Source organism: Niallia oryzisoli, from assembly GCF_043641075.1.
GTDB lineage: Bacteria > Bacillota > Bacilli > Bacillales > Cytobacillaceae > Bacillus_BD > Bacillus_BD oryzisoli_A.
In genome coordinates, this window is sequence record NZ_JBHZRC010000001.1 from 1,707,466 (window position 1) to 1,719,969 (window position 12,504).

Sequence of the window (12,504 nt, forward strand, 5' to 3'; positions counted from 1 at the left end):
CTTTTAAACGTAAAATAAGAAAACAATAGAGAGGGGAGAATTTATTTATGATGTGGCTCATACGCTTTGTACTATTCGCCCTCATTCTTTTTCTCATCTATCGAACGATCAAATTTATCCTGAACCCAAAAAGAAAGCTTGAGCTCGCACATGAACAAAAGCGTTTTTATTTTTTAGATGACCAAAATAATGTAAGAAAAAACTTCCTTCTTACATATAAAGGCGCACTTTTTGAAGGCGAGAAATATTTAGGAACGACCGATAAAAAGTTTGATGTTGTATCCATCTTTATATGGCCCCACAGCGTCAATGCATTGAAAGGATTTGTCCGCGAGGATTTTCATTTTCTTGAAGAAATTATCCAAGTGGATTACCCAAATGCTTCCATAGATTGGAAAAGTCCGGTTAAGGAATTTGTCCAGGACAATAGCGAACCGGAAACTCCGTATGAATAAGATGAGGCTCCCCTTTAGAAGGAAGCCTCTTTTTTATGAACTCAAACTGGGTTACACCTCTTAAGCCTGACCTGTTTTAAAAAATTCACGCCACTTAATAATCGATGCCTTCTCCCTAAACAGATAAGCTAGAATCATTAGCGAAAATAATATAATGACCATAATGGTCGGAGTAAAGCCTCTAATAAATTGGCCAAATACCGAGAAGAAAAAGGCTAGCGGAAGGTTAGAAAAAAAACAATTTTTCACATAGGCCTTAAATTCATGCTTTCTTTCAATTAAACAAAAATTAAGCAAATGGTAATGAATAAAAGGGATTAATCGTAATATTGCAGTTTGAGCAACAGTAATATTTCGGTATTCACCAAACCATTTCTTTTTTAAATAGGATAGCTTTTCATGTGTTTTTGGCAGCTTTCCCACCACAAAATAAAAGCAGACAGAGCTTACCATTAAACCAATGAGAGAATAGATTGTACCAAGGACGGAGCCGAAAAGAATCCCACCAGTCATACAGACGAGCGTAACGGGGATAAATAGAAACTGTCGAAAAAGATGAAAGAATATAAATGCAATCGGAGCCAATATACCACCCGTTTTAACGAGAACGAATAAGATTGAAAGACTCTCATCCATTTTTTCACCTTCTCTCTGACTATTTCCTGTTGTCTCTACAGCTTATCAATAAACAGGGGATGTTATGACTACTAAATCAGAAAGATGATTAGAAATAGGTCAATTATAGCCAGCAATGGAAAACCCATCTTAAAGGATAGATGCTTGGTTTTATGTCTAAACATATTCATCCCGATAGCAGCTCCAATGGCTCCGCCAACTATGGCGATTATCCAAAGAGTCTGCTCACTTATTCGATATTGATGTTTGATTGCTCTTTGTTTATCCACTCTCATAATGAAAAGACCAATAATATTAATGATAAGAAAGTATAAAACAATATATTCTGTCATGTAACTGCCTCCCTATACAAATTGATATCACGAAAAAAGCCACTCTCTTTAAAGAGAATGGCTTTTATTAACAAGGATTATTTGCTTAAGTTTGCTTTAGCAACAGATGCTAATTCAGCGAAAGCATTTGCATCACTTACAGCTAATTCAGCAAGCATTTTGCGGTTTACTTCGATACCAGCAAGCTTTAATCCGTGCATTAAACGGCTGTATGAAAGACCGTTGATACGTGCAGCTGCATTGATACGAGCAATCCAAAGCTTACGGAAGTCACGCTTTTTCTGACGACGATCACGGTAAGCGTATTGTAATGACTTCATTACTTGTTGATTTGCAACTTTATATAATGTATGTTTTGAACCGAAATAACCTTTAGCTAATTTAAGAACCTTTTTACGACGTTTGCGAGTAACTGTACCGCCTTTTACACGTGGCATATGGTTTCCCTCCTATGATAATCTAATTCGCCTTGGCGTATTTGCGCCCAAATTTATCGAACACATTCGAAAACTGAGACATCCGCCGGAAGCATTTAGTTTAATATTACTTGATGTTGTCTAATAAATGACGAATACGTTTGAAATCACCTTTAGAAACTAAAGCGCCTTTACGAAGCTTACGCTTTTGTTTCGTAGATTTATTTGCGAATAAGTGGCTTGTATATGCGTGGTCACGCTTCAATTTACCAGATCCAGTTTTTCTGAAACGCTTTGCAGCGCCGCGGTGAGTTTTCATTTTTGGCATTTGGTATTCCTCCTCTTACTTTTCGTTTTTAGGTGCTAAGACCATGAACATGCTTCTTCCATCCATTTTTGGATGCGATTCGATAGTCGCAATTTCCTTACATGCGTCAGAGAAACGGACTAACACACGTTGTCCAATTTCTTTATGTGTGATTGCACGTCCTTTAAATCGGATAGATGCTTTCACTTTATCGCCTTTTTCAAGGAATTTAATCGCATTACGAAGCTTTGTATTGAAATCATGCTCATCAATAGTCGGGCTCAAACGAACCTCTTTGATATTGATAATCTTTTGATTTTTACGTGCTTCTTTTTCTTTCTTCTGTTGTTCAAACTTAAACTTTCCATAGTCCATAATACGGCCTACTGGAGGTTTGGCATTTGGAGCCACAAGAACAAGATCAAGATTGACACGAGCAGCAATTTCAAGTGCTTCAGTTTTTGATTTAATTCCTAACTGTTCACCGTTTTGATCAATTAGACGAATTTCGCGAGCACGAATTCCCTCATTTAATAACATATCTTTGCTAATAGTTAAACACCTCCGGGGTTTTATGAGAATACAAAGTTTAGGTCAAGAATCACCTGATCCTGTGATTACAGGTATTTATAAAATCAACAAAAAAGTGCGGGTGAATACACCCACACTTTACGAAACCGTTCATCACTAATAAAAGTCTTCGCAAAACCTGTTAACTGCCTGGTGCGTCAATCAGGTGAGAAGCGGGTGCTTCTTCTTATCCCTAAAAGTATTCAATTTCAACTTTTTAACTATATCACAAATGAATTGTTATGTCAAAGGAATAGTTAGTCTTAAATAACAACAGTTAGAATCTTAACAAATAAATGAACTTCTTGCAATAGTTTTTTACCATCCATTTATTCCCTATCTCATTCGGATATAGTCAACAATTAATAAATAATACCTCTGTTAACCTTGTTTGTTGATTTCCGTTCCAGGCACTTCGCTTTCCGCGGGCGACCGCCGAGCCTCCTCGACACTGCGTGTCTGCGGGGTCTCGCCTGTCTCGCTTCTCCCGCAGGAGTCTTCGTGCCTTCCACTTCAATCAACATGCAGGGGAAAATTAACATTGTCCTTTAACATAGCTAAAATAATAAATTATTATTTTTTCACTTCTGCCTCAAGTCCGCTGACAAAGTCTGCAAATGGCACAGTTTCAGAGTTCTGCTCACCATATTTACGAACATTCACAGCTTCCTCTGCTACTTCCTTGTCACCAACAACTAACATATAAGGAATTTTTTGCATTTGCGCTTCACGAATCTTATAGCCGATTTTTTCATTACGGGCATCAAGCTCAACTCGGAATCCTTGTGATTTTAGCTGATCAAGAACCTTTTTCGCATAATCATAGTGTACATCCGGCGAAACTGGAATGACTTGTACTTGAACAGGCGCCAGCCATGTTGGAAGTGCCCCTTTGTATTCTTCAATTAAGAAGGCAACAAATCGTTCCATTGTTGATACGACACCGCGGTGGATAACAACAGGGCGGTGCGGCTTGCCATCTTCGCCAACGTATGTTAAATCAAATCTTTCAGGCAGCAAGAAGTCAAGTTGAACTGTAGAAAGGGTCTCTTCTTTTCCTAAAGCAGTTTTTACCTGAACGTCCAGCTTAGGTCCATAAAAAGCTGCTTCCCCTTCTGCTTCGTAATAGTCAACGCCCATTTCATCAATAACTTCCTTCAGCATGCTTTGCGCTCTTTCCCACATCTCATCGTCATCATAATATTTCTCAGTATTTTCAGGATCACGATAGGATAAACGGAATGAATAGTCTGTGAAATTAAAGTCTTTATACACTTCTAGAATTAACTCCACTACGCGCTTGAATTCTTCCTTGATTTGATCCGGACGGACAAAGATATGGGCATCATTTAGCGTCATACCACGAACACGCTGCAGGCCGGAAAGTGCTCCGGACATTTCATAGCGGTGCATTGTTCCAAGCTCAGCAATACGGATTGGAAGTTCACGATAGCTGTGCATAGAATTTTTATAAACCATCATATGGTGCGGACAGTTCATTGGACGAAGAACAAGCTGCTCATTGTCCATTTCCATGACAGGGAACATGTCTTCTTGATAGTGAGCCCAGTGACCTGAAGTTTTATAAAGCTCAACATTCGCCATGATCGGAGTATAGACGTGATCATAGCCTAGGCTGACCTCTTTGTCTACAATATATCTTTCAATAATACGACGGATTGTGGCACCCTTTGGAAGCCACAATGGCAGACCTTGTCCAACCTGCTGTGAATGAGCGAATAAGTTTAGCTCCTTCCCAATTTTACGGTGGTCACGTTCCTTCGCTTCCTCAAGGAGACGAAGATGCTCGTCCAAATCCTCTTTTTTGAAGAATGCAGTACCGTAAATACGCTGCAGCATTTTATTATCGCTGTCACCTCTCCAGTAGGCACCTGCAATGCTTAAAAGTTTAAATTCTCTTAATTTTCCTGTTGATGGAACGTGAACTCCGCGGCATAGATCAAAGAATTCGCCCTGTTCGTACATTGTAACCGTTTCATCCTCTGGAATAGCCTCAACAAGCTCAATTTTGTACTCATCACCGATTTCCTTGTAAATCTGAATCGCTTCTGCACGGCTCACTTCTTTACGGATAATTGGAAGATTTTCGTTGATAATCTTCTTCATCTCTTTTTCGATAAGCGGCAGATCCTCTGGTGTTAAAGATTCCGGCATATCAATATCATAATAAAAGCCGCTTTCAATAACAGGTCCAACACCAAGCTTAACATCTTTATAAAGTCGTTTAACCGCCTGTGCCATTAAGTGCGCACTGCTGTGACGAAGAATCTCTAACGCTTCAGGCTGATCCTGTGTAATAATCTCAATCGCACCATCTTGTTCAATTGGGCGTTTTAAATCATACATGACACCATCAAGCTTACCAGCAAGCGCCTTTTTCTTTAATCCTGAACTAATAGAAGCGGCGATATCTTCTGTTGTGGTTCCTTTTGGAAACTCCTTTACAGCTCCATCTGGAAACGAAATTTTCACAACCTCTGACATATTTATTCCTCCTTGTAAAGTGCTTATGTAAAAATAAAAAAGCTCCTCCCTAAAAAAGGGACGAGCTGTTATACACGTGGTTCCACCCTACTTCTCATTTATACCATAGTAAAAAATGACTTCGTAGTAAGATAACGGTTTGTTTCCGTCTTCCGATACTCAAACGGCAGCTGCAGTTATTTCTTCCTGGCTTCGTTTTTCCCGGTAGAAGTTTAGAGGTGGTAAGTAATCATTCCGTGTTAGGAAGGTTTCAGCCTGGCCTTCCCTCTCTATAAACCGTAAAAGAATACTCTTGTCCTCATCATCACATTTTAATATTGAAAAGTACTACAGTATTGCTCTCAAATGCTGCATACTGTTAACTATCTATGTACGTATTATAGTAATTAATATTTCTAAAATCAAGGACTTTTATACTTTTTTGTCGAAAGAAGCACCATACTGTTTCCTATATTCTTCAATTGATGCAAGAGGCCTACTAATAATCCGTTCCTCAAAAATGTTTCGGATGGTTCTGACAATCGGCTGATCAGGGTCATCTGTATAAAGATAAATCCTTGACGGTGCTATGGATAATAATGGCGCAATCGTAATCGAATCAATATAAACCGGATGATTGATTAGCAGCCGCCGGTCAACCATTTTGGTTAAATCCCCGCGTTTTATCTCTTCAAACTGTTCATTAAAAAAAGTAATCACATCAGAAAATAACAAATGAAGCTGCTTCAATTTAGGCTCTCTATTCATTATAAATTCCCGAAGCGTTTGAATAAACATTTGATATTCCTGCTCCATCTTATATTCGTCAAGTGATAATTCAACATATTTTCTTAACTCATTGAAGAAATTCCGCAATCGAAAGGTCGTGAATGAGTCAAAGGAAAATAACCTGCTATGCTCTTCAAACCAATCATTAATAAGGTTTGAAAGATAATCCTTTATTTTCATTTCCGGGAGAAATACCGTTAGTTCTTCCAGTTTGCCTTCTAATACGGAATGTACAATATCAATAATCTGCTGCTGCTCTTCTTCATCACGATAATGATAATGTGTTGCTAAGATATGTCTTAACCAATCATTTAATTTAACTGTCAGCATAAATTGACATAAGGACTTTTTTACCCATTGAAAAAAAGCTTTCTGACCTTCTACATAACAGGTTTCTTCCGTATACCTGCATTGAACTATATGTGAATCTTCATAATGAAGAGTATAATTAGCAAATGACTCGTACTCTAATAATTGTTGTAAAAAACCATACAACCTCTTAGCATCCTCTTTATGCTGGAAATGGATTTCAATCAACCGTATCCCCCCTTTACATATCTCTGTTTATATGTATATGGGGAACTTGACCAAATTAGAAGCAAGCATTTATAAAAGTGCAGGTGCTTTTTTACTAGACAAAAAACCGGCTAAACAGCCGGTTAATCTGGTCGAAGTTTTTTCAGCATGGCTTCGATTTCTAATTTCTTTATCTCTTGAGCATCGGCTTTCTTACTTGGTGTTGCAGTACCTGCTTTTTCATCACCATCGAACCATTCCGGTATTACTTCGGTTCTATTTGTTTTCTTTTTCGAAGCAGACTGCTTGCCCGTTTTCTTCGCCTCTGCCCACTCAGCATATTGGCGATGTTCCAGCTTCGCTAACTCCATCGCATCTTTAACTGTTTTTATATTTTTTCTCGCCCAATGACTGGCAATCTTCTCTACATAATTTTTGGTTAGCTTCATATCCGTTTTACGCATCACATTATCAATCAATACATTTACAACACCAGGATTTAACTTTTGCTGAAACATAACATCTTCAATAATTTTCACGTCAGCCTTTGAGGGTTCAGCACCGCCGCTGATATCTCGTAAAAATTGGAGCGGCGAAGCCGTTTCAAAATAATGAATTAACTTTTCTTCCCTTGTTTCAGGCTCCTGCTTTAAGGTCTGATAAATCACCGGCTGCGTTTTTTCAATGAGAGCTGGCAATTTGTCATGGTGTTCAAATTGATACCAATCCCGTGCTGACTTTCTAAGTTCCTCAAGATCAATTTCATTGTTCTCCGTGATTGCACTTATGACGATATTCTTCATTTGCAGTGCATCAATATCATATAAAAAAGCCAGATTCTTAATAGCTTCCCTTACTTGGTGTGTAAAGGCGCTTTTTGTGACTAAATTTTCATGTAGACCGGCTAAAAGTAAGTCAAAATTGAAATCACTTGGTTCAGCTTTAATACTGTTTCCTTCCTGTCGCCCAATAAAACGATCATCATTAGAGATAGTAGTATCCTGCCGTGTTTCTTCATCATAGGAAGGAACAATGGGATGACCTGAAGAAAAAACATCCTGAAATTCCTTAGTTACCTGTGTAAAATCTGAATCCTGGATTGTTTTCTCAGTGAAGAACCGCTTCACTCTTGAATATTGAGATTTACCAATTTTTCGATAGAGATAAATATTGAGCATGCCATCTGACAGAAACTGCTCCGGTGTCAACGGAGGCTGCAATTCATAAATGAATGATCTTCGGTCTTCATCTTTTTTAACAAATGTTTTTAGCAGCCCAATGCCTTCCAGCTTTAGACGATTTTCATAAATAGCCTTTAGGTTCATTTCCATGAAATTCATTAAGCTGTGATGTGAATGAGATTCTGACCAAAGACGGTTTTCCTCCAGCTCTGCCCATAGGGTCATAAACAAACTTACACAGTTTGCACCGATTAACGGCTGGTACAGAAAAGTAAGTACCTTTCGATCATAATCATGCAATAGACCATTGGCAGTGACGACATATCGATCAATAGGTAAAAGTTCTTGCCAATGTTGAGTCATGACTGTCAACCTTTCATGATTAATTTGAAAAAGAGCCAAAGAATACTCTTCAGCTCAAAGAAAAGCGCAGGCGCCTTGCCTAAATTAAGACATAGTTAAGATTGCTCTTTTTTTATTAATTCCTTTAATTCATCAATGAACACATTGATATCTTTAAATTGGCGGTAAACGGAAGCAAACCGGACATATGAAACCTCATCGATTTTGGCTAATCTTTCCATTACCATTTCACCAATTTCATCGCTTTTGATTTCAGAAACCCCTTGGTTACGCAATTCCTTTTCCACTTCTGAAGCAAGATCCTCCAGCTGTTTTAAAGCAACAGGTCTTTTTTCACATGCTTTTATTAATCCACGCAGCATTTTTTCTCGACTAAACTCCTCTCTTGTGCCTTCCTTCTTAACAACAACAAGAGGACTTTCTTCAACTTTTTCAAATGTCGTAAAACGATAACCGCATCTTTCACACTCTCTTCGTCGTCGAATGGAACGTCCATCATCTACAGGACGCGAATCGACAACACGAGAATTATTATTTTGGCATGAAGGGCATTTCATACAATCAGCTCCGACTTTAATTTCCTATCTACTATCTTATTAAAAAGATGAACCTTGTACAAGTCATTTTAAAATGATGAATAAAAAAGAGAGGCTGGACTCCTTTTTCTATTTTTTAATTATGGCAAATTCTCTAAAAAAATAAAAAGAGAAGCTTTACATAAAAAAGAGCCCTGCACCAAATATAAAAAACATCATATGATTGTTTATAGACAAACAGAAGGGATTAACTCCGATGAGCCAATCCCTTTGAAACGATACACTTATTTATTTAACAGTTAACAATTGATGAATTTAATAGCTTTTTAGCTACATAGTTTGTTAAATCTACTACACGGCAAGAATAACCCCATTCGTTATCATACCATGCGAGTACCTTTACTTTATTCGACCCCATTACCATAGTCGTTAAACCGTCAATGATAGCTGAGTGTGGGTTGGTATTGAAATCAACCGAAACTAATGGCTCATCTGTGATATCTAAAATTCCATTTAATTCATTTTCCGCGGCTTCTTTAAAGGCATTATTGATATCATCAATCGTTACCTTTTGCTTCAGATCAACGACTAAATCAACTAATGAAACGTTTGGAGTTGGAACACGTAATGACAAACCATGAAGCTTGCCTTTTAATTGTGGCAGCACAAGTGATAATGCCTTCGCCGCTCCAGTTGATGTTGGAATAATCGATTGAGCGCATGCTCGAGCTCTTCTCAAGTCTTTGTGAGGATTGTCGATATTCTTTTGATCGTTTGTATAAGCATGTACGGTTGTCATTAATCCATTTTCGATGCCAAATTTCTCATCAAGTACTTTAGCAACTGGTGCTAAGCAATTCGTTGTACATGATGCATTTGAAATAACATCGTGTTCTGAAATATTTAATGTATCTTCATTAACTCCCATTACAATTGTAACATCTTCATTTTTACCAGGTGCTGTTAGTATGACCTTTTTTGCCCCCGCATTTAAATGAAGCGCCGCTTTATCACGGGCATTAAACTTTCCTGTTGCTTCAATAACAATATCAATCTTTAAATCTTTCCACGGAAGTTCTTCTGGGTTACGGTTGCTTAATAATTGAACGCGCTTTCCATTCACAACAATGGCGTCCATCTCTGCTTTAACCTCTCCAGCAAATGGTCCATGATTTGTGTCATACTTTATTAAATGAGCAAGTGTCTCCGCTGGATAACTTGCGTTAATCGCTACTATATCAAGATTATTATCGATAATTGCTCTTCTAAAAACCATTCGTCCAATTCTTCCAAAACCATTAATTGCTATTCTTGCCTTCATAATTCGGCCCCTTCCACAATAATGTTATACTTTTGACTGTTCATATGTAAATAGTATAACACATTACATTCCATTTGTGACAAGTTTAAGGATAATTTTGTTAACATTTTTAAATTTTCACTTATCTCCCTTGCACGCTTTGTCTTAAGGTGGAAAAGCTGGGTCCTAACCCCATAAAAAAAAGAGGGTGTCAGCCCTCTTTTTTGAATCCCCATTCCTTTAGAATGTTATATAATTGCCGTTCTGTTTGTTCAAGTGACCCATTATTATCAATCACTGCATCTGCTAGTTCCTTCTTCTCACGTAAAGACATTTGCGATTGAATCCGTGCAAGTGCCTCTTCCTTTGAATATTGATTCCTTTTCATCAAACGAAATAATTGCACTTCTTCGTCTACATACACCAATACTATTCGATCAACCATTTTCGTTAATTTACTCTCAAATAACAGAGGAATATCCATAACAACTAACGATTCTCCTCTGTTGACAGCCTTCTCTCGCTTTTCAGCCATTCTATTTCTAACCGCTGGATGAACAATCCCGTTTAATACCATACGTTCCTGTTCATTATTAAAAATAATATCACCTAATTTGGCACGGTTAATGGAGCCATCCTCGAGAAGGATGGCCTGCCCAAAATGATCAACTATTTTATGATAAGCATCCTCGCCCTTTTCAACAGCGAGCCTCGCCTCAATATCTGCATCAATGACTGTTATCCCTAAATTCCTTATCATCTCTGAAACTGTACTTTTACCGCTTGCAATACTGCCGGTAAGTCCGATAATCATTGCCATATATAGTATCCATCCCCTGTTAAATCTTAATTTTTAATAGTCCGATGATAATCAGGACAATACCGGGAATAAAAGAAAACTTTTGCACCCATGCATTTTTAGTTAGGCTCGTTCCTAGTTTCATCCCTAAAAACACTAAACCTGAACTTAAAAATGCGACCGCACAGGCTAAATAGATTGGTGAAAACCCAAGCATAACAGCCCCCACCCCTGCTCCAAATGCATCCAGTGAAAGTGCAAGGCCGAGCATAAAGGCTTCAACTCCTGTAATCGTCCCTGATTTATCAAAATCTGCTACCATTGGCTTTTTTAATATATTGATTACAATACCAAGCGACTTAATTTCAAAATTGATAATTACTTTTTGATGTGGCAGGGTATCCTTTTCTTTCTCAGGCCGGAAAAACTGATAAATAACCCAACAACCTAGAACAATTAAGATAATGCCACCTATTTTTTCTGCGAATGCAGGTGACATCAATTTCTCAAGCAAATGCCCCATCAGCATGGCAAGCATCAAGGTCACTGCCGAGCAGCAGGCAATAATTGCAATCGACTTAAAAGGAATTCGCATTTTCCTCAGACCATAAGTTAAACCAACACTAAAGCCATCTAAGCTTACAGCTAATGCTAACAATAAAAGTGAGAGTGTGTGTACCATTGGATTTAGCTCCTTCCTGCATAAACAACTATCATAGTTTATGAAAGGAGCATTTCCAATGTTAATAGATAAATATATATATATCACTCGAATCGTCTTAAGCTGGTCGCGGCTGGGCAAGGCGTCTACGCTTTTAGGTTTTATCCAGCTCCGACGCCTAGCCGCTCGAGGTCTTAAGCCGCTCCGATGAGAAGGTTAAAGAACAACCTTCCCCTTGAATCGTCTTCAGCTGGTCGCGGCTGGGCAAGGCGTCTACGCTTTTAGGTTTTGACAGTTGGGACAAAAGACTGTACCTCTTCCTCCTACCACTGTTTTAATTAGTTCTGTTCCGCAGACCTTGCAATCTTCACCTTTACGGCCATACACATTATGCTCTAACTGAAACATACCCATTTCTCCCTGTGAATTCACATAGGTACGAACCGTACTTCCACCTTTTTTCACTGCTTCTGATAATGTCTCAACAATACTTTCGAAAAGAACATGGATTTCTGGATCTGAAAGCGACTGTGCCATTCTTTCCGGATGTATGCGGGCTTTAAATAATGCTTCATCCACATAAATATTTCCAAGCCCGACTAAGACCGTTTGATCCAATAGCACCGATTTGATGTTTCGTTTCTTGCTTGCCAATTTACGTTTAAACTCGTTAATATCAAATGTATCCTCGAGCGGTTCAGGCCCCAGCTGAGCTAATGGGAGTGAATGAAATTCATCTCCTTTTCGAAAAAGATGCATCGTACCAAATTTCCTCACATCACGATATCGCAGTTCAGTTCTATCAGTAAAATGAAAAATAACATGGGTATGCTTATCAACAGGTTCATCTGATTGTTCCACAGTATACCTGCCTTCCATTCTTAAATGGGATACAAGCGCATATACATCAGTATAAAAAACAAGAAATTTTCCTCGTCGCCCGATATCCTCGATGGTTTGCCCGATTAATGCATCTGTAAACTGTTCAACTTCAAGCGGCAATTTAATAATTTTTGGCCAAAAGACAGAAACTGATTGTATTTTCTTTCCCAAAATCAGATGCAGCAATGTTCTCCTGATTGTCTCTACCTCAGGAAGCTCCGGCATATTATCTCCCTCCCTTCTATCCTTACTAGCACTGGGCAAGACGTCTCCGAAT

At 38.4% G+C, this 12,504-nt stretch carries 14 protein-coding genes and 2 other annotated features; of the genes, 1 reads left to right on the forward strand and 13 read right to left on the reverse strand.

All coding sequences use genetic code 11. From position 1 onward, the window contains the following. The first annotated feature begins 47 nt into the window (after positions 1 to 47). Positions 48 to 455 carry a sigma-w pathway protein ysdB gene (locus tag ACHUFV_RS08680; protein ID WP_394233175.1) on the forward strand — a complete coding sequence of 136 codons (408 nt, stop codon included), beginning with the start codon at positions 48 to 50 and terminating at the stop codon, positions 453 to 455. Positions 456 to 515: 60 nt separating this feature from the next. On the opposite strand, the gene ACHUFV_RS08685 is transcribed toward ACHUFV_RS08680, so the two are convergent. The 13 genes from ACHUFV_RS08685 to mutM all read right to left on the reverse strand — a co-directional run bounded on the left by ACHUFV_RS08685 (position 516) and on the right by mutM (position 12,452). Then, entirely contained in the window at positions 516 to 1,091 is a 576-nt protein-coding gene (locus tag ACHUFV_RS08685) for a TVP38/TMEM64 family protein (RefSeq protein WP_394233176.1), read from the reverse strand. 71 nt (positions 1,092 to 1,162) lie between these two features. After that, positions 1,163 to 1,423 (reverse strand): DUF1294 domain-containing protein, encoded by a 261-nt coding sequence (locus tag ACHUFV_RS08690; protein WP_394233177.1) that lies wholly within the window; start codon positions 1,421 to 1,423, stop codon positions 1,163 to 1,165. A gap of 77 nt (positions 1,424 to 1,500) precedes the next feature. Then, positions 1,501 to 1,860 (reverse strand): 50S ribosomal protein L20, encoded by a 360-nt coding sequence (gene rplT, locus ACHUFV_RS08695; protein ID WP_394233178.1) that lies wholly within the window; start codon positions 1,858 to 1,860, stop codon positions 1,501 to 1,503. 106 nt (positions 1,861 to 1,966) lie between these two features. Continuing rightward, entirely contained in the window at positions 1,967 to 2,167 is a 201-nt protein-coding gene (rpmI, locus tag ACHUFV_RS08700) for a 50S ribosomal protein L35 (protein WP_071395988.1), read from the reverse strand. Between the two features lie 15 nt (positions 2,168 to 2,182). Further along, a complete protein-coding gene (gene infC / locus ACHUFV_RS08705; RefSeq protein WP_394233179.1) occupies positions 2,183 to 2,686 on the reverse strand; it encodes a translation initiation factor IF-3 in 504 nt (167 codons plus the stop codon). A 94-nt stretch (positions 2,687 to 2,780) separates the two neighbouring features. Next, positions 2,781 to 2,911, reverse strand: a sequence feature (ribosomal protein L20 leader region). A gap of 378 nt (positions 2,912 to 3,289) precedes the next feature. Continuing rightward, positions 3,290 to 5,221 (reverse strand): threonine--tRNA ligase, encoded by a 1,932-nt coding sequence (thrS, locus tag ACHUFV_RS08710; RefSeq protein WP_394233180.1) that lies wholly within the window; start codon positions 5,219 to 5,221, stop codon positions 3,290 to 3,292. Between the two features lie 53 nt (positions 5,222 to 5,274). Further along, positions 5,275 to 5,535: a binding site (T-box leader), on the reverse strand. A 97-nt stretch (positions 5,536 to 5,632) separates the two neighbouring features. After that, the gene (gene ytxC, locus ACHUFV_RS08715; RefSeq protein ID WP_394233181.1) at positions 5,633 to 6,526 is read right to left on the reverse strand and encodes a putative sporulation protein YtxC; all 894 of its coding nucleotides are present in this window, start codon (positions 6,524 to 6,526) and stop codon (positions 5,633 to 5,635) included. A gap of 122 nt (positions 6,527 to 6,648) precedes the next feature. Next, positions 6,649 to 8,049 carry a replication initiation and membrane attachment family protein gene (locus ACHUFV_RS08720; RefSeq protein ID WP_394233182.1) on the reverse strand — a complete coding sequence of 467 codons (1,401 nt, stop codon included), beginning with the start codon at positions 8,047 to 8,049 and terminating at the stop codon, positions 6,649 to 6,651. A gap of 95 nt (positions 8,050 to 8,144) precedes the next feature. After that, a complete protein-coding gene (gene nrdR / locus ACHUFV_RS08725) occupies positions 8,145 to 8,606 on the reverse strand; it encodes a transcriptional regulator NrdR (RefSeq protein ID WP_394233183.1) in 462 nt (153 codons plus the stop codon). Positions 8,607 to 8,877: 271 nt separating this feature from the next. Beyond that, positions 8,878 to 9,906 carry a glyceraldehyde-3-phosphate dehydrogenase gene (locus ACHUFV_RS08730; RefSeq protein ID WP_394233184.1) on the reverse strand — a complete coding sequence of 343 codons (1,029 nt, stop codon included), beginning with the start codon at positions 9,904 to 9,906 and terminating at the stop codon, positions 8,878 to 8,880. Positions 9,907 to 10,096: 190 nt separating this feature from the next. Continuing rightward, entirely contained in the window at positions 10,097 to 10,705 is a 609-nt protein-coding gene (coaE, locus tag ACHUFV_RS08735; protein ID WP_394233185.1) for a dephospho-CoA kinase, read from the reverse strand. A gap of 19 nt (positions 10,706 to 10,724) precedes the next feature. Then, entirely contained in the window at positions 10,725 to 11,366 is a 642-nt protein-coding gene (gene ytaF, locus ACHUFV_RS08740; protein ID WP_394233186.1) for a sporulation membrane protein YtaF, read from the reverse strand. A 252-nt stretch (positions 11,367 to 11,618) separates the two neighbouring features. Beyond that, positions 11,619 to 12,452, reverse strand: coding sequence for a DNA-formamidopyrimidine glycosylase (mutM, locus tag ACHUFV_RS08745; protein WP_394233187.1), 834 nt, complete (start codon positions 12,450 to 12,452; stop codon positions 11,619 to 11,621). Positions 12,453 to 12,504: the final 52 nt, after the last annotated feature.

What these genes read in the sequence shown, in the direction of transcription:
- mutM (WP_394233187.1), bottom strand. Translation starts at nt 12,452, where the DNA reads ATGCCGGAGCTTCCTGAGGTAGAGACAATCAGGAGAACATTGCTGCAT.
- infC (WP_394233179.1), bottom strand. Translation starts at nt 2,686, where the DNA reads ATGTTATTAAATGAGGGAATTCGTGCTCGCGAAATTCGTCTAATTGAT.
- rplT (WP_394233178.1), bottom strand. Translation starts at nt 1,860, where the DNA reads ATGCCACGTGTAAAAGGCGGTACAGTTACTCGCAAACGTCGTAAAAAG.
- thrS (WP_394233180.1), bottom strand. Translation starts at nt 5,221, where the DNA reads ATGTCAGAGGTTGTGAAAATTTCGTTTCCAGATGGAGCTGTAAAGGAG.
- coaE (WP_394233185.1), bottom strand. Translation starts at nt 10,705, where the DNA reads ATGGCAATGATTATCGGACTTACCGGCAGTATTGCAAGCGGTAAAAGT.
- ytaF (WP_394233186.1), bottom strand. Translation starts at nt 11,366, where the DNA reads ATGGTACACACACTCTCACTTTTATTGTTAGCATTAGCTGTAAGCTTA.
- ACHUFV_RS08730 (WP_394233184.1), bottom strand. Translation starts at nt 9,906, where the DNA reads ATGAAGGCAAGAATAGCAATTAATGGTTTTGGAAGAATTGGACGAATG.
- ACHUFV_RS08680 (WP_394233175.1), top strand. Translation starts at nt 48, where the DNA reads ATGATGTGGCTCATACGCTTTGTACTATTCGCCCTCATTCTTTTTCTC.
- ACHUFV_RS08690 (WP_394233177.1), bottom strand. Translation starts at nt 1,423, where the DNA reads ATGACAGAATATATTGTTTTATACTTTCTTATCATTAATATTATTGGT.
- nrdR (WP_394233183.1), bottom strand. Translation starts at nt 8,606, where the DNA reads ATGAAATGCCCTTCATGCCAAAATAATAATTCTCGTGTTGTCGATTCG.
- ACHUFV_RS08685 (WP_394233176.1), bottom strand. Translation starts at nt 1,091, where the DNA reads ATGGATGAGAGTCTTTCAATCTTATTCGTTCTCGTTAAAACGGGTGGT.
- ACHUFV_RS08720 (WP_394233182.1), bottom strand. Translation starts at nt 8,049, where the DNA reads ATGACTCAACATTGGCAAGAACTTTTACCTATTGATCGATATGTCGTC.
- rpmI (WP_071395988.1), bottom strand. Translation starts at nt 2,167, where the DNA reads ATGCCAAAAATGAAAACTCACCGCGGCGCTGCAAAGCGTTTCAGAAAA.